The 20,610-nt window shown below is 54.8% G+C and carries 8 protein-coding genes; 4 read left to right on the forward strand and 4 right to left on the reverse strand.

The window, feature by feature from the left end; all coding sequences use genetic code 11:
• Nucleotides 1-199 precede the first annotated feature (199 nt).
• Nucleotides 200-4,315 (forward strand): hybrid sensor histidine kinase/response regulator transcription factor, encoded by a 4,116-nt coding sequence (locus ABD949_RS11505; RefSeq protein WP_345243559.1) that lies wholly within the window; start codon nucleotides 200-202, stop codon nucleotides 4,313-4,315.
• Nucleotides 4,316-4,487: 172 nt separating this feature from the next.
• Entirely contained in the window at nucleotides 4,488-8,912 is a 4,425-nt protein-coding gene (locus tag ABD949_RS11510) for a PKD domain-containing protein (RefSeq protein ID WP_345243561.1), read from the forward strand.
• A gap of 293 nt (nucleotides 8,913-9,205) precedes the next feature.
• Here ABD949_RS11510 and ABD949_RS11515 read toward each other — a convergent pair whose 3' ends face one another.
• Complete coding sequence (locus tag ABD949_RS11515; RefSeq protein ID WP_345243562.1) at nucleotides 9,206-11,839, reverse strand: MGH1-like glycoside hydrolase domain-containing protein; 2,634 nt, start codon at nucleotides 11,837-11,839, stop codon at nucleotides 9,206-9,208.
• A 101-nt stretch (nucleotides 11,840-11,940) separates the two neighbouring features.
• On the opposite strand from ABD949_RS11515, the gene ABD949_RS11520 reads away from it, so the two are divergent.
• The gene (locus ABD949_RS11520; protein ID WP_345243564.1) at nucleotides 11,941-12,249 is read left to right on the forward strand and encodes a hypothetical protein; all 309 of its coding nucleotides are present in this window, start codon (nucleotides 11,941-11,943) and stop codon (nucleotides 12,247-12,249) included.
• 248 nt (nucleotides 12,250-12,497) lie between these two features.
• Nucleotides 12,498-13,220: an NADPH-dependent F420 reductase gene (locus tag ABD949_RS11525; RefSeq protein ID WP_345243566.1), complete on the forward strand. Its 723-nt coding sequence runs from the start codon at nucleotides 12,498-12,500 to the stop codon at nucleotides 13,218-13,220.
• A gap of 82 nt (nucleotides 13,221-13,302) precedes the next feature.
• Here the strand turns inward: ABD949_RS11525 and ABD949_RS11530 are convergent, their stop codons facing one another.
• The 3 genes from ABD949_RS11530 to ABD949_RS11540 all read right to left on the reverse strand — a co-directional run bounded on the left by ABD949_RS11530 (nucleotide 13,303) and on the right by ABD949_RS11540 (nucleotide 20,392).
• On the reverse strand, nucleotides 13,303-15,132 hold the full coding sequence (locus ABD949_RS11530; protein WP_345243568.1) for a glycoside hydrolase family 15 protein: 1,830 nt from the start codon (nucleotides 15,130-15,132) through the stop codon (nucleotides 13,303-13,305).
• Between the two features lie 111 nt (nucleotides 15,133-15,243).
• Complete coding sequence (locus tag ABD949_RS11535; RefSeq protein WP_345243569.1) at nucleotides 15,244-18,723, reverse strand: glycosyl hydrolase; 3,480 nt, start codon at nucleotides 18,721-18,723, stop codon at nucleotides 15,244-15,246.
• A gap of 163 nt (nucleotides 18,724-18,886) precedes the next feature.
• Nucleotides 18,887-20,392: a sulfatase gene (locus ABD949_RS11540; protein ID WP_345243571.1), complete on the reverse strand. Its 1,506-nt coding sequence runs from the start codon at nucleotides 20,390-20,392 to the stop codon at nucleotides 18,887-18,889.
• Nucleotides 20,393-20,610 lie beyond the last annotated feature (218 nt).

Here is a 20,610-nt window from a genome sequence, read left to right on the forward strand (position 1 = left end):
CAAGGTTCACCAGCTTTTAGTCAACTCTTTTCAGGACGAAACACATGGTTACCCAGGCAACTCATGTTGACTGACCTGTTCGGTTTACATGGAAACAGGACCAGACCCCATTTATTAAAGTAATTGATGAGATTGACGGTAGCCGGCTATACGTTTGCATCGGTTTTTGCGTAATTTACCTGTTCAACAATAGGGCCTAATGCGCGTTTTCTCCCTGCTGCTGTTATTACCCACTCTCCTGTTTGCTCAACCCAAAGGCTGGCAGCCAATTACCATATCCGATGGGCTGTCGCAGGGCATGATTTACGACCTGAAGCAGGACCAAAACGGGTTTATCTGGATCGCAACCAAAGACGGCCTGAACCGCTACGACGGCTACAACGTCAAGGTATTCACCAATGACCCGTACAATCCCTTCAGTCTGTCCGACAATGGCTGTTCGGCCCTGTTGATCGACCGGCGGCAGCGCCTGTGGGTAGGTACCGTTCATAAAGGACTTAACCTGTTTGACGACCGGACCCAGCGCTTTTACCATATCGACATCGGAGACCAGTCTACTTCGGATAAGGGTAGCTATGAAATTACCGTGCTGAACGAAGACCCGGACGGCAATATCTGGGTGGGTACCGGCGCCGGAAAACTGTTTAAGGTTACGTTGCCCAGCTACCTGCATGGGCGCTTCCCCAGCGAAGCCAATATCACCAGCCAGGTCCGGCTGCAGTCGGTTTCGCTGATGGAAACGGATGATAACCTGAATCGGTCTACCCATTACCTGAACTTTTACCCCAACGGCTCGGCGCTGGTGGGATTTACCGGCGGGCTCTTTTCTGTAAACTGGCGGCAACCCGGCAAAGCCAGCGTGGTAACCGAAGCCGCCAGCGGACTATCCGATTTTTACGCAACCTATGAGGACACCAGGCAGGGCTACCGGTTTGTTTCGGTCAGCGACGCCATTATAGGCTGGTATGGAGGCAAACAGAAACGCATTGCACTGCCGCGACCAGACAATTTTGGCGTACAGCTAAAATCCCTTGACGCCCATACCGTGGCGGTGGCAACGCCGGATTATCTGTGGCTGATGTCGCCCGCCGAACTTTACCGGCAGGATAGCCTGACCACCCGAAACGCCTACGAAGCGATTCCCACGAACGTCAATACCATAACCAGTATGCTTAGGGACCGTTCGGGCAACATCTGGCTGGGTACGAGCGGCTACGGACTGCTCCGGTTCAACCCGGATGTAAAGCAGTTTCGGGCCTATCTGCCGGGTATGTCGCTTACTACCCTGTACGTAGACCGGCAGAAACGTACTTATGTGCGTTATCAGTTTGCGTATGCGCTGCTGGAACGGGCCGCTAACCGCATGGTTCCTTTCCTGAGCGAAAAGCTGCCGGAGGCCGACCGGCGGCAACGCCACCTGATGCAGGACCGGCAGGGCAATTTCTGGGTGTCGAATGTTCACTTCAAAACGCATGAACAACACCTGTTCAAGTTTTCTGATACCTGGCAGTTGCTCAAAAAATACCCGCTACCGCCCAAAATCAGTTTTGGTTTCTACACCAATGCGACGGTAGAGGATCAGGACGGTAATCTGTGGATTGGGGCGGCAAACGGGTACCTGCTCCAGTTCAATCCACAAACCGAAACGTTCACGGTATTTAGCTACCAGGGACTGCTCCCCGGTAATGAAACCAATATTGAAACAAGTACCCTGTATCCGGACCGGCTGGGAATATTGTGGCTGGGCACGCAAAAAGGATTGATTAAAGTCGAAAATACCCGCACCCGGCCGGTCTTTACAATATACAAAAACTCGGTCACGGACCAACGGAGCTTAAGCAATAATGGGGTGCTGAGCGTTATCAACGACCCTTATCAGCCTGATACGTATCTCTGGGTAGGCACCAAAGGCGGAGGGCTGGAGCGGCTCCATAAACCCAGCGGTCAGTTTGACCACTTCACCGAAGCCCAGGGATTACCGAACAAAGTTGTGTACGGCATCCTGGCCGACGAATACCGGAATCTCTGGCTGAGTACCAACCGGGGTCTGGCGCGGTTTAACCCCAGAACGTTCACGTTTCGGAACTACACCAAAGCCGATGGCCTGCAGGACGATGAGTTCAATACCAATTCGTATTTCAGATCGGCTTCAGGGGAACTGCTGTTCGGAGGGGTAAACGGCCTGACGGCCTTCCGGGCCCGTGACGTTGCCGGGCCGGACGCGGCTAAACCTTTAGTTCATATCGTCAGCCTGAAAGTAAATAACAAACCCGTGGTGCCCGGGGCACCCGATAAACTGCTGACCGAAGATATTGTCTACAGCCGTGCCCTGGGCCTAGACCACCAGCAGAATCTGCTCACGTTCGAGTTTGCCGTGATGGATTATACCCATCCCGCCCAGAATCGCTTTCGTTACCGGCTGGCCGGTATTGACCCTGACTGGATTGAGGCCGGCACCAACCGCTTTGCCAACTATACCCAGTTAGTACCCGGTAACTATACGCTCCAGGTAATGGGCTCGGCCGACGGGGAGACCTGGAGCGACCCTGTGGCGGTACAGTTCCGGATTCATCCCCCGTTTTACCTCACTTGGTGGGCGTACCTGTTTTATGCGGGGGTGCTGGTCCTGCTTGTGTGGCAGGCCTACCGCTTTCAGATGCAGCGGCTGATGCTGCAGCAGAAAGTGCTGTATGAGCAGAAAGAAGCGGGTAGGCTGGCCGAACTGGACGCGCTGAAAACCCAGTTTTTTACCAGTATCTCGCATGAGTTCCGAACGCCCCTGACGCTGATTCTGGGACCGCTGGCCGACCTCCGGCAACGCGCCCCTGCTGAGCCCCTGCTAACCCTGATGGAACGGAACGCCCGCCGGTTGCTGGCCCTGATTAATCAGTTGCTAGACCTGAGCAAGCTGGAAGCCGGGCAGTTGAAGCCAGCGTTTGACCAGGGCGATATCACCGCTTTTTTTCGCGCGCTGGCCGGTTCGTTCCAGTCGCTGGCCGAGAGCCGCCAGATTACGTTTGTGTTCACCCAGCCGGAACCGGAACGCTGGGCCACGTTCGACCGCGATAAGCTGGAGAAGATTGTGACCAACCTGCTGGGTAACGCTTTCAAGTTTACGCCCGCCGGGGGTGAGGTCCACCTCAGCGTGCAGTATGCGCCCCCGGCCGAAACCGGTGCCATGACCGTGATTGTTCAGGATACCGGTATTGGTATCCGGGCTGATAAACTGCCTTATATCTTCGACCGCTTTTACCAGGTAAGCGGCAATATGCAGCGCCCCTACGAAGGCACGGGCATTGGGCTGGCGCTGGTAAATGAACTGGTCGGTGTGCTGGGCGGCACTATTCAGGTTGCCAGTACCGAAGGGGCCGGTACTACCTTCACCGTCAGCCTCCCGCTCTACCGAACGGCGGCCCCGGCACCAATGGACGATGAGCCGGCCCGGCGGCCCTTTTCGTTGCTGGATGGAATAGAACACGAGGAGGCAACCCCTGCCGGTCAACCCTTGCCTGCGGCATCCTTAACCCCCGATGGGACTGAGGATAAGCTCCTGCTGATTATCGACGACAATGCCGACATCCGGGCGTACCTGCGGAGCATCTTTGCGCCGGAATACCGCATTATGGAAGCCGAAGATGGCCTGGATGGTCTGGAAAAAGCCAGTGCTCTGCTGCCCGACCTGGTGATTTGCGACCTGATGATGCCCCGGCTCGACGGCTTTGGTTTTTGCCGGTCGCTGAAAACCCAGGAAGCCACCAGCCATATTCCGGTGGTGATGCTGACGGCCAGAGCTAATGAAGAAAACCGCATTGAGGGTTTTGACCTGGGGGCCGATGATTACCTGACCAAGCCCTTTAACCGCCGGGAAATACAGGCCCGCGTGCGCAACCTGCTGCAACAGAGGCAGCGCCTATACGAGTGGTTCACGACCCGGCTACCCCGAACGGCCGTACCGGTGATACCACCGGCTCCGCTGACGGCCGAGCAGCAGTTTATCGACCGACTGACGGCCCTAGTGGAGGTCCATCTGGATGAACCCGCCTTTTCGGTAGAAGCCCTGGCCGAGGCCGCTAACCTGAGCCGGATGCAGCTTCACCGCAAACTCAAAGCGCTGACGAATACCCCGGCCACCGACTTCATCCGCAACATCCGGCTGGCGCGTGCCGCCGAGCTGCTGCGGGAGGGCGACCAGAGTGTCACGCAGATTGCCTACGCGGTGGGCTTCGATAGCCTGTCGTACTTTGCCAAAGTTTTTCAGGAGCGCTACGGCAAACTCCCCTCCCAGTACCGCAAGCCCGACGCCCCCGCTATGTAATGTGGGGGCGTCCCCTGTTTTTGTCCAAAAAAGCCCCCGATTTCGGGGGCTTTTTTGGGTCCATGTTACACTAGCGATACTGGATGTGACGAGAGCGTTAGCAGCTAAAAGCCGAATGGGTGTACTTAGCCCCGTCAAAAACAACTCAATCATTATGTTTCAACGACTATTTATGAAAACGTCTACCGTACTGGTAGCCCAAGGCCATGACCAGGCATCTGGCCGCACACGGCGCTGGCTGAGCGTCCTTGTCGCCCTGCTGTGGGGTAGTTTGCTGCCGACGGCGCTGATGGCCCAAACCGCGCCGACTATACAATGGAACAAAACCATCGGAGGCAGTGACTATGATCAGCTTAGTTCCCTTCAGCAAACTACCGACGGGGGTTATATCGTGGGAGGGTGGTCGTCTTCTAATGCTGGTGACGACAAAAGTGATAACCGCAAGGGGAGTAGTGATTACTGGGTAGTAAAACTGGATGCCAACGGTAACAAACTCTGGGATAAAACCTTCGGAGGCAGTGACAATGACCTGCTTAGGTCCCTTCAGCAGACTACCGACGGGGGCTATATCCTGGGCGGGTCTTCACCTTCTAATGCCGGTGGTGACAAAACCAATGACAGCAGGGGACTCAATGACTACTGGGTGATAAAGCTGGATGCCAGCGGCAACAAAGTCTGGGATAAAACCATCGGAGGCAGTGGCGACGATCTACTTTATACCGTTCGGCAGACTACCGATGGGGGTTACATCCTGGGTGGGCATTCAGGGTCTAATGCCGGTGACCACAAAACCAATGACAGCAGGGGGTTGGAGGATTACTGGGTAGTGAAGCTGGATGCCAACGGGGCCAAAGTCTGGGATAAAACCATCGGAGGCAGTGGGCGTGAAAGATTCAGTTCCCTTCAGCAGACTACCGACGGGGGCTATATCCTGGGCGGGTCTTCAATTTCTAACGCTGGTGGAGACAAAACCAATGACAGCAGGGGACTCAATGACTACTGGGTGGTGAAGCTGGATGCCAACGGGGCCAAAGTCTGGGATAAAACCTTCGGGAGCGGTGGCGATGATTATTTAACTTCCCTTCAGCAGACCACCGATGGGGGCTATTTGCTAGGTGGGTCTTCGCCTTCTAAGGCCAGTGGCGACAAAACCGAAAACGGCAAAGGCGAGTATGATTACTGGGTAGTAAAGCTGGATGCCAGCGGTACCAAAGTCTGGGACAAAACCATCGGGGGAGATAACGAAGATATTTTAGCTTCCCTTCAGCAGACTACAGACGGGGGCTATATCCTGGGCGGGTATTCGCATTCTGGTGCCGGGGGCGACAAAACCGAAAACAGCAATAACAGTAGTGATTACTGGGTGGTAAAGCTGGCGGCCAACGGTACTAAAGTCTGGGACAAAACCATCGGAAGCGCTGGCGAAGATATTTTTTATTCCCTTCAGCAGACCACCGATGGGGGCTATATCCTGGGCGGCTATACGGATGCTAATGCCAGTGGCGACAAAACCGAAAACAGTAAGGGTGATCGGGATTACTGGGTGGTAAAGCTCAACACCGATTGTTCCGCGCTGCTGCCTTCGTTTACAGCGGCCCCGGTTTGCCTGGGCTCACCTACCCTGTTTACCAATACTACCCCCCAGTCAGGCCCTCAGCCCTCCTATTCCTGGGATGTAAATAACGATGGGACGGCAGACTACAGTACCGCCGATGTAAGCCACACCTATACCGCCCCCGGCACCTATACCGCTACGCTGACCGTTACCCAGGGGAGCTGTCAGACCAGCGTTAGCCAGACGGTGGTGGTCAACGCTCTGCCCACGGCCGGCATCACGGCCAATCCAGGTACACTTCCTGTTTGTGCGCCAACTACCCTGACGCTCACGGCGACAGGCGGTACCCAATATACCTTTGCCGGGCCGGGTGTAGTTAGCCAGGATATAAACGCGGGTACAGCGGTGGTCAACGCCAGCGGTACGTATTCGGTGACAGTGGCCACGGCCACGGGCTGCACCAGCGTAACCAGTATTACCATCAGCACCGCCCAGACAAGCATCGCGGGCACCAGCGTCTGGACCGGTTGCAGCAGCACCGACTGGAACACGGCGGCCAACTGGAGCGGATGCACCGTGCCGGTAGCTACCGATGAGGTAGTGATTCCGTCGGGACCGGCCAATCAGCCCCTTATTGGCGCTGGTACATCGGCCGTGGCTAAGTCGGTACAGGTGCGGAGCGGGGCTTCCCTGACCATTGCGACCACGGCGGTACTTACCATCAACGGCTCGGCCACTGCACTTACCGGAACCTTGTACACCGCTTTTTATAACGAGGGTACGGTACAGAACAGCGGCCAACTGGTAATTGGCAATAGCCCTACGGCCAATGTGGGAAACTATGGACTTTGGAACAACGCCAGTTTTAACAACAAGGCAGGCGGCAGTATCCAGATAGACCGAAGCACTTTTTCTGGTTTGTTTAACCGGACAACCGGAGGAACGTTCATCAACGCGGGCACGATTACCATTGGGCACCTGGCACCGGCCGGGATTTTTGGCCTTGAAAATGAGGCCGTATTTAGCAACAATGCGGGCAGTACTATCCAGATTGACCGCTCAACCGGCAAGGGGCTGTTCAATGATGATGGCACGTTTACCAATTCGGCCACCATTACCATTGGGACCGAAGCCAGTGCGGGACTCATTGGTCTTGAGAACGAAGCCGATTTTGTCAACAACGCGGGGGGGCACATCTACATTGACCAGACAACTACCAACGGTATGCACAACCAGCTCGGGTCCTTTACCAACGCGGGCACCATCACCATCGGAGCTGCTTATCCGGTTGGCGAAGCGGCCCTCCGGAGCGATACCGATTTTAACAATAATGCCTGCGCCACCCTGACGCTGTTTGCGCCCCTCAAAAACAGTTATAGCTTTGTCAATGAGGGTCTTTTTACGGTCAATACGGCTCTGCCGCATACCAACACCGATGTCTTGACCAACAACGGTATTATCAGCTACCCGCTGGGTAACCCCATTCCCAACGTCACCAACAACGACCTCATTGTCGAACCCCTCGTGAGTAGCTGCAGCCTGATGACAACGCCGGCGCTACGCATTGGCGGCAGCAACAACTTCTCAGCGGCAGCCACCTGGTATACCGATGCCGCGGTGACGGCCGGTAGCTATAACCAGGCCACCAATACCTTTACGCGCCAAAATACGCTGCTGCCGGGAAACACATACCCGCTCTCGTTCGTAGTCCATGACAACGTTGCCAATTGCGCCCAAACCGTGACCACCAGCCTGTCGACGGAAGTGGACAACACTCCGCCCAGCCTGACGGCGAAGAATGCCACCGTCTACCTGGACGCGCAAGGGCAGGCCACCATCACCGAAACGGATGTGGTAGCCAGTAAAGCCGACAACTGCGGTGGCCCGGTCAGCGTTACCCTGAGTCAGACCAGCTTTACCACGGCTAATCTGGGCGATAATTCCATCACCATCACATACCGCGACCCCAGCGGCAACACCGCCAGCACCACCGCTACGGTGACGGTGCAGTACAACCTGAATCCGCCTGCGCTCAGCCTGATTAGCGCCCCGGTCACTCCGGTTCCGGTCGGCACGCCCATTTCCGCCAGCGCCACCTTCACCGGCGGCACCGTCACCAGCGCTACCTGGCAGTGGGACGACGGCAGCACCAGCCCGGCTACCCTGGCAGGCGGCACCATTCGGGGTGCCCATACTTACACCACCACCGGCGTTTATACCCTCACGCTAACGGTCAACTGTAGCTGTGGGCAGGTACTTACCCAGACCTACCAGTATTTGGTTGTTTATGACCCCAACGGCGATTTCGTGACCGGCGGGGGCTGGATTACCTCACCGGTGGGGGCCTACATCGCCCAGCCCAGTGCCACGGGCAAGGCCAACTTCGGCTTTGTTTCCAAATACAAGAAAGGAGCTACCGTGCCCAGTGGTGATACGCAGTTCGAGTTCAAAGCCACCAGCTTCAAATTTGAAAGCACGGCCTACGAGTGGCTGGTAGTCTCCGGTTCCAAAGCGCAGTTCAAGGGAGAAGGTACCATAAATGGTGTCGGTACGTATGGCTTTATGCTGACGGCCATAGACGGCGACATGAAGAACGGCGACGGCATCGACAAGTTTCGCATCAAAATCTGGAATAAAGCCGGTGGGGCTACCGTGTACGACAACAACCTGAACACGGCCGACGATGCCAATCCAACTACCGCCTTGGGTGGTGGCTCCATTGTGATACATACCGGCGGTAAGAACAACCGTTTAGGGCTGGAGCCCGTGCTGAGTGCGGAGGGGATGCTGCTGCGCAACTACCCCAACCCGGTAGCGGCCCGCACCACGCTGGAGTTTATGCTACCCCAGGGGGGCGACTACACCCTGGAGGTGCAGGACCTGCGGGGCTCTGTGGTGAAGCAGTTGGCCAGTGGCCGGGCCGAGGCCGGTGCCGTCAATCAGGTGAGTTGGGAGGCCGGCGCCAGCCCGGCGGGGGTGTACATCGGCCGGCTAATCACCCAGCAGGGCAGCAAGGCCATCAAACTGCTGGTGGTGAAGTAAGCCTCTGTCTAGTTAACCAAAATGATTCAGATCAATCACCCGGAATGCCTTGATGGTTAAGTTAACCATCAAGGCATTCCGGGTGATTGATGTTGATGATTAACATACGTCCGGTTTCCCACCGCACCATCAGCTTACGTGTCTGCTGCCGGACACCGTGCTGGAGTTGAATCAGATAGCGTATTGAACACTCTCTTTACGTCATTATTGCCGATATCGAAGTGGCGGCTGAGGCAGGCCTTCTACAAACGCTTTGACGGGCGCTTTTTTCGTTTACTCCTGACGGGTGTGTCTTAGGGTGTAGCTGCGATTTGTAAGAGATTAGCAATCAAACCCGTCCAGCCGGTTTGGTGGGATGCGCCCACACCACGTCCCGAATCCCCGTGAAAATATTCGTAGAAGGGAATATAATCCCGAAAATGTGGATCATGCTGAAACGTCTCCTGTTCGCCGAACACAGGTCTTTTGCCCGCAGCATCCCGCAGGAAGATGCCCGACAGGCGACGGGCCATCTCCCGGGCTATTTCTCCAAGGGTTAAAAACTGTCCCGAACCGGTTGGGCATTCTACCTTGAAATCATCGCCGTAGTATTGGTGGAACCGTTGCAGGGATTCGACCAACAGGTAATTGACCGGAAACCAGATGGGTCCCCGCCAGTTGGAATTCCCGCCGAACATATAGGAATCGGACTCACCCGGCTGGTATGTCACCCGGAAACTGTTGCCATTGGCGTGAAATACGTACGGCTGGTCTTTGTGGACCCTCGACAAGGCGCGGATGCCGTAGTCGGACAGAAACTCGGTTTCGTCCAGCATCCGTTTGAGCAGCGATTTCATGCGGTGTCCGCGCAGGAGCGAAAGCAAATGTCGCTCTCCCGTACTGGATTCTTTCCAGCGCGACACCAGGCTAGCCAGATCAGGCCGGTTGTTCAGAAACCATTGCAGGCGGGCCGTAAAATGAGGCATCGCTTTGAATACTTCATCGTCCAGCACCTCTACGGCAAACAGGGGAATTAAGCCTACCATTGACCGGACTTTCAGTTGAGTCCGGTCGTTGTCCGGTGTTCGGAGCACATCGTAGAAGAACTCATCTTCCCCATCCCAAAGATTGATTCCCTGGTTGCCTACATTGGCCATAGCGCCGGCGATGTAGAGGAAATGCTCAAAGAACTTGGTGGCAAGCCCCTGGTAGACGTGGTTTTCTTTGGCCAGTTCCAGCGCCATTCGCATCAGGTTCAGGGCGTACATGGCCATCCAGCTGGTACCATCGGCCTGTTCAATGTGACCACCGGTCGGCAAAGGAGCGCTGCGGTCAAATACGCCGATGTTATCCAGCCCCAGGAAACCGCCCTGAAATACGTTTAGCCCCTCTTTGTCTTTACGATTTACCCACCAGTTGAAATTAAGCAACAGTTTATGAAACACACTTTCCAGGAAGTCCCGGTCGCCTACACCATCATGCTGTTTCTGGTCTATTCGGTACACCCGCCAGGTGGCCCAGGCGTGTACCGGAGGGTTTACGTCGCTAAAGTGCCATTCGTAGGCCGGGAGTTGGCCGTTGGGGTGCATGTACCATTCCTGGGTGAGCAGGAGCAATTGGTATTTGGCAAATTCGGGGTCCACCAGAGCCAGCGGCACGCAGTGAAACGCCAGATCCCAGGCCGCATACCAAGGGTACTCCCACTTGTCGGGCATGGAAATAACTTCGGAATTGTTGAGGTGGAACCAGGCATTATTGCGGCCCGCTTTGCGGCTTTCGGGGGGAGGTGGTTGCCCCGGATCACCGTCCAGCCACTGGCGTACATCAAAATAATAGTATTGTTTACTCCAGAGCATACCCGCCAACGCTTGTCGCTGTACCCGGCGGGCATCTTCCCCGGCCAGGCTTGCCTGCAAATCGGCGTAAAACGTATCAGCTTCGGCTTTGCGCTTAGCCAGCAGGCTGTCAAAATCGGCAAACGGCTGCTCGATTTGTCCTTTCCCTAAACGGAGTCGAAGGGTAATGGATGCGCCGGCAGCTACCCTAAAGTTATAGTGGACGGTGGCTTTGGTACCTTGCTGCAGGGGATTTACGGCTTGCCTGTTTCCGTTTACGAGATACTCATTTATGCCATCTTTGTAGTAGGCCTGCGGACCGCCAGTTCCGTATAAGCGGGCAGCATTCGTCTCATTTTCGCAGAAGAGAAAATCAGGATGCCCGTCGGCGTAAAGCGTAAAATTGCCCAGATCCCGATGATTGATGTTTATAATGGTCTCCGAAGCATCCGCGGAGAGTTCCGGCCGGTAGGCATCGTAGCCCCATGACCAGGTATTGCGAAACCAGAGCTGAGGCAACACGTGCAGCAGAGCGGGCTCGGGCCCACGGTTATGCACGGTAATCCTGATTAAAATATCTTCTTCGCTCGCTTTGGCGTACTCGGTGAACACATCAAAATAGCGATCTTCATCCAGAATACCCGTGTCAATTAGCTCAAATTCGGGTTGGTCTTTCCCCCGACGGCGGTTCTCTTCCACCAGCCAGCCATACGGATAGGCCGCCTGCGGGTATTTATAGAGCATTTTCATGTAGGAGTGCGTAGGCGTACTGTCCAGGTAGTAGTAGTACTCCTTCACGTCCTCGCCGTGATTGCCCTCCGGACCGGTCAAGCCAAAATAGCGCTCCTTGAGAATGGGATCGTTGCCGTTCCATAGCCCGAGGGCAAAACAGAGTAACTGTCTGTCATCGCTGATGCCGGCAATGCCTTCTTCTCCCCATCGGTAGGCTTTGCTGCGGGCCATGTCGTGCGATAGATACTCCCAGGCATTTCCATCAGGACTGTAATCTTCCCGGACCGTTCCCCATTGCCGGTCGGTGAGGTACGGTCCGAATTTGCGCCAATGGAGCAGGCCTTTTTTGATTTGTTGCAGGCGTACTTTCTCTGCGTTCATAGTGCTGGTCGGAGTTGCCAGGTAAGTTGGTTATTTATGGGCAAAAAACCATTCGACTGCCAGCGTGTTATTCCTTCGGACTCAACAATGAGAAAACAGATATGGATAAGGCAAAGAAATTTGAGTTAATGAACAAGATTGTTCGTGAACTGGAGGACCTTCAGAATAGTCAAACGGCCCTGATGGCAAAAATAGGCCAGATCGAGGTCGATAATATGAATGGGCTGAACGATAAGTACCTGGAGACCAACCTGGGTGATATGCACAGCAAAATAGCCGAGAATGTAGACGCGGTGACAGAGATTTTTGCTCACTTCGAGCGGCAACGGGACGAATACGGGGAGAAAAATGCAGCGGCCATTGAAGCCGCAGCCATCGAAGCCGCAACGGCCCCTGAAGCAACCAAGTAATCGATCCAGCATAACGCCAAAAGCCAGAGCCTGCTCTGGCTTTTGGCGTTATTGGTGCCTGGATATGGGGTAATGACAGGTAGCGTTGGATCGTTCAAGATTACCCTCAAATCTGCTCAAAATAAGTCTCCAGGCCAATGGAGCACAAGTTCTCTTGACATTTGTCAAGGGCATTTTCTATCATTTATCAAGGCGCAGGGGCTGGCCGAGGGGTAACTTTGCATTATCAAAATCAAACGATAATGCACATGAAATCGACCATCGCCATTATAGGAGCCACCGGCAACATGGGCTCCGCCATCGCCAAAAGTTTGGCCAACGGCTCATATCGCCTGCTGCTTTGTGCCAACGACTTTCCTACCGTGCAGGAACTGGCACAGACCATCAAAACAGATACACCCTCGGCCGATGTCGAAGCCATTGTCTGTTCGCGCAATGCCAGTTGGGAGGCCGACATCATCATTCTAGCCACGCCCTACCAGGCTGAGCAAGAGATTGCCGAAACCATTCAGGAGATAGCCAGCCAAAAGATTGTCGTCAGCATCGCTAATCCGGTCAACGAAAGCTACAGTGGTTTAGTCACCGCACCCGACACCAGTGCCGCCGAAGAACTGCAAAAGCGGCTGCCCCACTCAAAAGTTATCAAAGCCTTTAACACCACGTTTGCGGCTGATTTTGCCACGCCGGTGATTGACGGCAAGCAGGTGGATGCGTTTGTGGCGGGTAATGATGAAGAGGCCCTGCAGACCGTATCGGAACTAGTGAAAACGGCCGGTTTTAATCCGATTGTGGCCGGTGATCTGTCGGTGAGCCGAACGCTGGAAACCATGCAGTTTCTGCTGATTCAGCTTACCATGAAGTACAACTACTATACCCTGGGGGTACAGGGCAGCCAGGATACGGCTTCCTTCTTTAACGACAAGACGGTAGCCGGTTCGCTGACCATGACGTCTGTCAAGCTAAGCGCGTGACAGCGGCTGGGTTGATGGGGCGGGTACGCATCGGTTGGACCAGCCTGCCACTATTACCCCGTTCAGGCCTGTTCATTTAACGTCAATAGGTTTGAAAGTTGTCCAACCGGCGGTTCAGGTCATACGCGGCACTGATCAGGCCCAAGTGGGTAAAGGCCTGCGGAAAATTACCCAACTGCTCACCCCGACGGCCCAGTTGTTCGGCAAACAAACCGAGGTGATTGGCGTAACCGAGCATTTTCTCGAACAGGAGCCGGGCTTTTTCAAGCTGGCCTGCGCGGGACAGGCATTCAACATACCAGAAGCTGCACATCGTAAAGGTCCCCTCCTCCCCCTCCAGGCCGTCCTCGGCACCCGCATCGAGCCGGTACCGGTACACCAGGGAGTCGGAAACGAGCTCCCGCTCGATGGCTTCCAACGTGGACAGCCAGCGCAGCTCATGGGGGTGGATGAACCGGATGAGCGGCATCAGCAGCACGGCCGCATCCAGAGTGTTCGAGCCTTTAACCTGCACAAACGCCTGCTTTTCTTCGTTCCAGAAGTTGTTGTAGATGTCCCTGAAAATCTCGTCCCGTACCTCACGCCAGCGCTCAACGGGTGACGGAAAGGACCGGTGCTCCACCACTTTGATGGCCCGGTCCAGGGCTACCCAGCACATCAGACGCGACTGCAGAAATTCATTTTCTTCACCCCGAACCTCCCAGATGCCGTGATCAGCCCGCTGCCAATTGGCGCATACGTATTCAATCTGTGGCTCCATCTTCTGCCAGAACGCATACGTGATGGCTCCGTGGTACTTATCGTGCAGGTAAATAGAATCCATCAGCTCGCCGTAGATATCTAGCTGGAACTGCGCGTAGGCCGCGTTACCAATGCGGACGGGTGCCGATTGTCGATAGCCCTCCAGGTAGTCCAGTTCCTGCTCGGGGAGTTCGCGGTGGCCGTCCAGGGTGTACATCAACTGTAACGTTTCCCCTGCCTGCTCAATCGTATCGAGTTCCCGCTCAATCCAGTGCATGAAGGCGGAGGCTTCATCCTGATAGCCCAGCCGCATGAAGGCGTACATCACAAAGGCCGCGTCGCGTATCCAGGTGTAGCGGTAATCCCAGTTCCGACTGCCCCCAATCACCGACGGCAACCCGAACGTTGGCGCAGCCACCATAGAACCGAACTGGTAAGAAGTCAGGAGCTTAAGGGTCATGGCCGACCGATTCACCATTTCGCGCCACCGGCCCTTATACTGCGACTTACCCACCCAATCTTTCCAGTAATTTACCGTATCATCAAAGCCCGTTGTTGTGTAATGGATCAGAGCATCCGCGGCCAGCCGCTTCTCGTCTACCGATGAGGATTCAATGATGAATTGCGCGTGTTCTTTTTCGGACAAGGTAAACTCAGCATACACATCCTGTCCGCCGATCACCAGCGGCACGTTGCTGATCAGCCGGAAAGATGATAACGGGTTCGCCAGACTGGTGAAGGTAACCTCGTACTCGGTGCCTTCTACCCGATGGTCAGCCCTGGCGTAATCAAACCGGGGCTGACAGCGCATCCGAAACGGAACACTACCCCGCGTAACCACTACATCCCGCACGAGCACGCAATTCTGCTCCACAGTTTTGATGGGCATGAAATCGGTCAGTTCGGCGACTCCGTCCTCCGACAGAAACCGGGTTAGCAGCACGGTCGTATCCGGTAGATACAACTGTTTCGTATCCACATCGTCCAACTGGGGGCTAATGGCAAACGTACCGCCTTTTTGGGCATCCAGCAGGGACGCAAAAAGACTCGGCGAGTCGAACCGGGTAAAGCACATAAAGTCGACGGAACCGGTCATGGATACCAGAGCGACCGTGTGTAAGTTGCCGATAATGCCGTAGTTGGCAATGGGTTGATACGTACCTGAAGCCATAAAGCTGCCCGTGAATGGATGAGAAAGCGTGCTTAACTGAAAAGGTAACCCGCAAATCTTTGTTCTGTTTTCTTTGGTTGTTGCTCCTCAATTTTACTGCTAACTTATTTCCTACCGTACCAGCAGCTTGCGGGTCTGTTGCCGGGTGCCGTTCTGGAGTTGAATCAGATAGAGTCCGGAGGGTAAGGCCGGGCTAAGGCTGATCGTTTTCCCCGCCGTAGGCTCCTGTGTCTCAGAGTAGTGGATTTTACCGGTCAGATCCAGGATGTTCAACCGCATGATGCGGTCCGATGCTGGGATTTTGATCATAATGGATTCATGGGTCGCTGCCGGGTTGGGATACACCTCCAGCGCATTGGCCTCGCTATTCCCCTCAGCCATACCGGGCACCATGGCCCGTGCGCCCGAAGGAATTTTAGCCAGGTTGATTTTATCCATAAAAGGCGCTTCGGGTAGTATTCCACTGCCCACCGTGCGCAGCTCGATGGTATTTACTCCATCATTGAGTTGAATATTCACCTTATAAATGGCTGGTGCCCCACCTTCAAAACACCAGTTACCAGAAGGATTTACGGTCTTCTGCCCCTGACTCACGCCGTTGACCAGCAACCGGAAACTCCGGCTCACTTTGCTCATGTAATGAATCGACAGCTCGTAGGTGCCGGTGGCGTCGGTCACCACTTCATTGAACCGCACCCCATTGGCAAACGCCCTACCCAGGTTAACCTGCTTTTGGTTCGACGATTTATCACAATCTACCACCGCAACCGTGCCCAGCAACTCGGCGTTTTCGGCTTCATAATCAGAGACAAACACCGATTTGATCACATTCGGATCTTCGTCGGCGGGGTTGCGCCCCACGCTGCTCACGGCCAGTCGGTCCAGTTTGGCGCCGGGATTGGCATACGCTACCGTAATGTAGTGCGTACCCGCCGTGAGGAAATAGGTAAAGCTGCGATCTTCGCCACCCTGGCTGTAATGGAATTTTTTCCAGTACCAGTCAAACAGATCATTACCCAGGTTGGCCCAGGGCCGGAACGGCTCGTTATCCACCCTGATCCAGTAGGTGTCGCCGGCACCACCCTTCGACTGGATTTTCCCCCAGATGTCGTAATGATCGGTTTCGGCTACAGTAATTTCGTAAACAGCCTGACCGGCAGCATCAGGGGCCGCAGCGAGGGCCGATAGGCCATCGACCGACTGAATAAACTGCCCGTTTATAGCCTTTGGCGCTGATTTTATGGCCCAGTTTGCGCCTAATGGACTGCCGGCTTCGGCTTCTTTAAAATAAGTGACGTTCGTCTGGACCGGTCCCCAGGGCTGCTCACCGGGTATGCACGACAAAGCGGGCTGAGGTGTCAGTTTGACCGCTGCGCTGCTCGTGGTGAACACGACCTGATCCAGTTCCAGATTGGCGTTCGGGAATTCCAGTGTCAGGCGGTGTTTGCCGGCTTTCAGGTCGTAGAAACGGGGAATTTTGTACCAGAAGAAACCGGCCCCCGACAGGCCGCCAATGGTGGCAAACTCGCCACCGTCCATTTTAACTTTTATGCTACCGTTGGCGGCTGCACGGGCCCGTATCCACAGACGGTACGACTCCGGACCAGCCAGATCAAACTCAAAATGCACCTGCTTTGCGATGGCCGACACGCCGGCCTTGCCGGAATTACCCTGAATAACCAGTTGATTGGACGCTTCGGTATTGGACTTTATGTCCCACTGACTGCCCGGATACTGCGCACATTCCGCTTCAAAGGAGCGTAAGCGGGCGGGTTGTTCTACCCAGGGGGCATCCATACCCGTCAGGTTACTGGAGTTAATGTAGGTAGGCTCGGGGATAGAAGGGGTTGAGGCATGACCGAGGTAAATGGAGCCAATATTGGTCAGGTTTCCATTATCATCGAAGTAGTATGCAGGGGCTACGTTGGTACTCCCGTACTGCGGATTGGGCTGGAAATAGGCGTAGCGCTCCACATAATCGAGTTGTTCGAGGTAGGGAAGCGCCAACTCCAGAAAAGCCGCCTGTACGGAGTTATCCCGATTAGGATTAGCATTGAACTCAGTAATCCAGATGGGTAGCTGATACTCGTCGTGTACGCGCTGGAGGTACGCCTTGAAGCGGTTAAACACATCCTGAGGATTCGCAAAGGGCGAGTTTTGCGGGGAGCTGCCCCAGTCGTACCAGTGCACGGCAACAAAGTCGAAACGTACGTCTTTCGCTTTGGCAATCTTGTTAAATTCTCTGAGCCAGGTAGAAGGGCCATTCTCACGGGGTGCGGGTGTTCCCAACCGCATGCCGGTGCGCATGATATTTTCATAATAAGCCACCGCCACGGCCGGATCACACAGATTGTTGAATTGCCCCGACTGGTCGCTGCAGTTGTCCGACTCATTGAAACCCAGCAGGTGGTTTACCTGGTATTTGGCAATAATATCGTTCAGGCTGGCATCCGAGGTAGCACCAGCACCCCAGGTCATGGGTGCGTACTCGTTGTTTTCTTTCGATGTATTGGTCGCCGACCAACTGTAAAACCAGCCCGCATCCAGCCCTTCGATATAGCCGCCGGTACCTTTTTTGGTAACCCAGTTCCAGGGCAGCACGCGGATAAAACTTACATTGCCCTGTAGGGCAGCAGGCAGGAGGTTTACAACAAGGTCTTTCTCGGAGGCAATGTATACCTTACTCTTGCTGGTCCCGTTTTCTTCGACCGCCAGCGTAACCATATAGCCCCGTTTCAGCCGAAACGACCGGGTAGCGTTATCCAGCGCATTGGGGATGGTAGTACCCGCATAGATTGTACGCTCGGTCAATCCGGCACTTCGGCCCGTCAGGTTGGCACCACTGAATATCGCCAGGGGGTGATAATCGGGAGAAATGGCGCGAACGATGGCCCCCTGCTGGTAGTACTGATTAATGCGAATGTTCTGCTTGTGTACACTAGCGGTGTCGTTAACCCAGATGACCCCCAAGCGCTGCACTACCAACTGATCAGGTGTGGTAGCCTGAAAGCGGACCCATGATTTGGCGTCGAGCAGATTAACCACTGCTTCGGCCCCCAGGCCATCGTTTATCGAAAAGTAGGCATCGGTTTCGTCGTCGAGCGAAAGAACTCCGTTGGTCAGGTGGTTTTGAAAACGGAGGGTACTCCCCTCGGCGGTAATGCCAATCTGTGCGCATCCAAACAAGACATCGCCATTGATTTCGACCGTGGCCCCCTCAATGTACAGATTGTATGGGATGGGCATACCCGGATCAAGCGTGCCGGACTGGGGGTGGACATCCTGCGCTGGATTGGGCTGGCCGAGGCAAATCTGGTAAGACAGTTTGTTCGCGCCGGGCAGGCAATACGGCTTGGCTTTCTGTTCCGGCTTTCCGGTTGTTGCAGCACCGGATGGTGTCGGTGACGAGGGCATCTGGGTAGCCTCCCGCCAGTTGTTTTCATTAAAAAAATCGCTGTTTACCTCTCCGGTCCAGTACAGATACTTCCCATTGTCCATACAGGGAGTAGAGGCAGGTGTTACCGTTGCAGAAAGGGAATAAGGGGTGGTGCCTGCCCACAAAACAAACAGACCCAGGTACAGCTTTCTCATAGTTCCAGGAATAGTTAGGTATTGCTTTTGACATAGATAACATGCCAAAAGTACCTGACTGATTCCTGGAACAGGGGGGCAAATCGTGCAGCTTACGGGGCTACACAGGCAATTGGTTCGGAAATTAGTAGATTATCTAAGATGCATAGAGGCTGCGGCAGACTCATTCGTTTTTGTCCGACTCGACGCCAACGGCCTTTTTAGCAACGCCCCAGGTCTCTTCTCTGGCCGGATCATAATTTGGGTTCCTGACCGGCATCTGGGCGCTAACCTGTTTACGCCAGGCGATCAGGGCGTTGTGCAACTCCTTTGTTTTGGCCGGATTTGTGGCTGCCAGATTCCGCTTTTCGCCAATGTCCTGTTTCAGATTGAAGAGCTGAAGCGAGTCCTGCTCAAACACCTCGACCAGCTTCCAGTCACCCACCCGCACCGCACTGTAGGGTTTGGCTCCTTCCAGATGGTAGTGCGGGTAATGCCAGAAAATGGCCTTCCGGTTAGGCGTCCGGTTCGACAGTAACAGACCGCTGAGGTCAATTCCGTCAAGTTCCGGTTGTCGGGCCGACTTGATATTTCCGCCTGTCAGGCTCAGAATCGTCGGGTATATATCGGGTGATATAGCCGGTACGTTGCTCTCGCCCCCCGCCTTTATTTTGGCGGGCCAGCTGATAATGAGCGGCACCCGAACGCCACCCTCAAACACGTCGCCCTTCCCTGACCTCAGTGGAAAGTTGTCGGTAACAGTTCTTCGCCCATTTTCGTAATTACCCCGCAACCCGCCGTTGTCGGAGTAAAAAATGAGAATTGTATTCTCGTACTGTCCGGTTTCGCGCAACGTACGAACCACCTTGCCCAACGCTTCGTCCATATGCTCAACCATGGCAGCATAGGTCGGGTTGATATGATGGTTGCCGGCTTTCACCAACGCCTTGTATTTCTCGACTTTCTCCTTTTGTGCCTGCAGGGGTGTATGGACCTGATAGAGCCAGTAGTTCAGAAAAAACGGTTTGTCTTTGTTCGTCCTGATGAACTGAGCCACTTCGTCGGCCAGGCGTTCGGTCAGGTATTCACCGGGAGGTCCATCGGTAAGCCGCGGATTAGCGTATGGGCTGAAGTATCCCGTTCCCCCGCTCGCTACGGGGGAACCCGCTCCCCAGCCCGCTATGTTGAGGTCGAACCCGTGCCGTTCGGGCCAGTTCTTTTCCGCTTCCCCAAGATGCCATTTGCCGATATGGGCGGTCGCATAACCGTTATCTTTCAGGGCTTCGGCCAGGGTGTATTCACCGTCGGCCAGGTACATCGTCCAGTCGGGAACCTGTAGTTTGGCGTAGGGCTTTTTGTGTCCGGCAATCCAGTCGGTACAGTGAAGCCGGGCCGGATATTTGCCCGTCATCAGGCTGGCCCGCGTAGGCGAACACACGGTACAGGCCGAATAAGCATCCGTAAACCGAATGCCGTCTTTGGCCAACGCATCCACATTGGGGGTTTGATATAAATCACTGCCGTAGGCACCCAGGTCTGTCCACCCCAGATCATCCACCAGAAACAAAATCACGTTTGGTTTGCCGGGCGCCGTTACCCGCGTTTTACTTTCCGGGCGCTTAAGGATCAGAAAGGCCGGTAGCGTAGCGGCTATCAGAAGTAAGGCGGGTAGCGCTTTTATGAACTTCATGAATAAACAGGGTATGTTGAACGGATCTTACCCCAATATTGACCAAACTTTCGAACGTGCGCAAACACCTACACCCATTTTTGGCCGAACTATTTTCTGACCCTGTTCGTCCGCGATTGAATCGAGAGACGGGCGAGCATCGCCGGTCCGCCGGTGCGGTCTGTGACGCGAGTACTATTCCCCACCACATTGCCTGAATAGCCCTATTAATCAGCGTC

The organism is Nibrella saemangeumensis, assembly GCF_039541915.1.
In the GTDB taxonomy this organism is placed as follows: Bacteria; Bacteroidota; Bacteroidia; order Cytophagales; family Spirosomataceae; genus Nibrella; species Nibrella saemangeumensis.

What these genes read in the sequence shown, in the direction of transcription:
- ABD949_RS11540 (WP_345243571.1), bottom strand. Translation starts at nt 20,392, where the DNA reads ATGAAGTTCATAAAAGCGCTACCCGCCTTACTTCTGATAGCCGCTACG.
- ABD949_RS11510 (WP_345243561.1), top strand. Translation starts at nt 4,488, where the DNA reads ATGAAAACGTCTACCGTACTGGTAGCCCAAGGCCATGACCAGGCATCT.
- ABD949_RS11505 (WP_345243559.1), top strand. Translation starts at nt 200, where the DNA reads ATGCGCGTTTTCTCCCTGCTGCTGTTATTACCCACTCTCCTGTTTGCT.
- ABD949_RS11520 (WP_345243564.1), top strand. Translation starts at nt 11,941, where the DNA reads ATGGATAAGGCAAAGAAATTTGAGTTAATGAACAAGATTGTTCGTGAA.
- ABD949_RS11515 (WP_345243562.1), bottom strand. Translation starts at nt 11,839, where the DNA reads ATGAACGCAGAGAAAGTACGCCTGCAACAAATCAAAAAAGGCCTGCTC.
- ABD949_RS11525 (WP_345243566.1), top strand. Translation starts at nt 12,498, where the DNA reads ATGAAATCGACCATCGCCATTATAGGAGCCACCGGCAACATGGGCTCC.
- ABD949_RS11530 (WP_345243568.1), bottom strand. Translation starts at nt 15,132, where the DNA reads ATGGCTTCAGGTACGTATCAACCCATTGCCAACTACGGCATTATCGGC.
- ABD949_RS11535 (WP_345243569.1), bottom strand. Translation starts at nt 18,723, where the DNA reads ATGAGAAAGCTGTACCTGGGTCTGTTTGTTTTGTGGGCAGGCACCACC.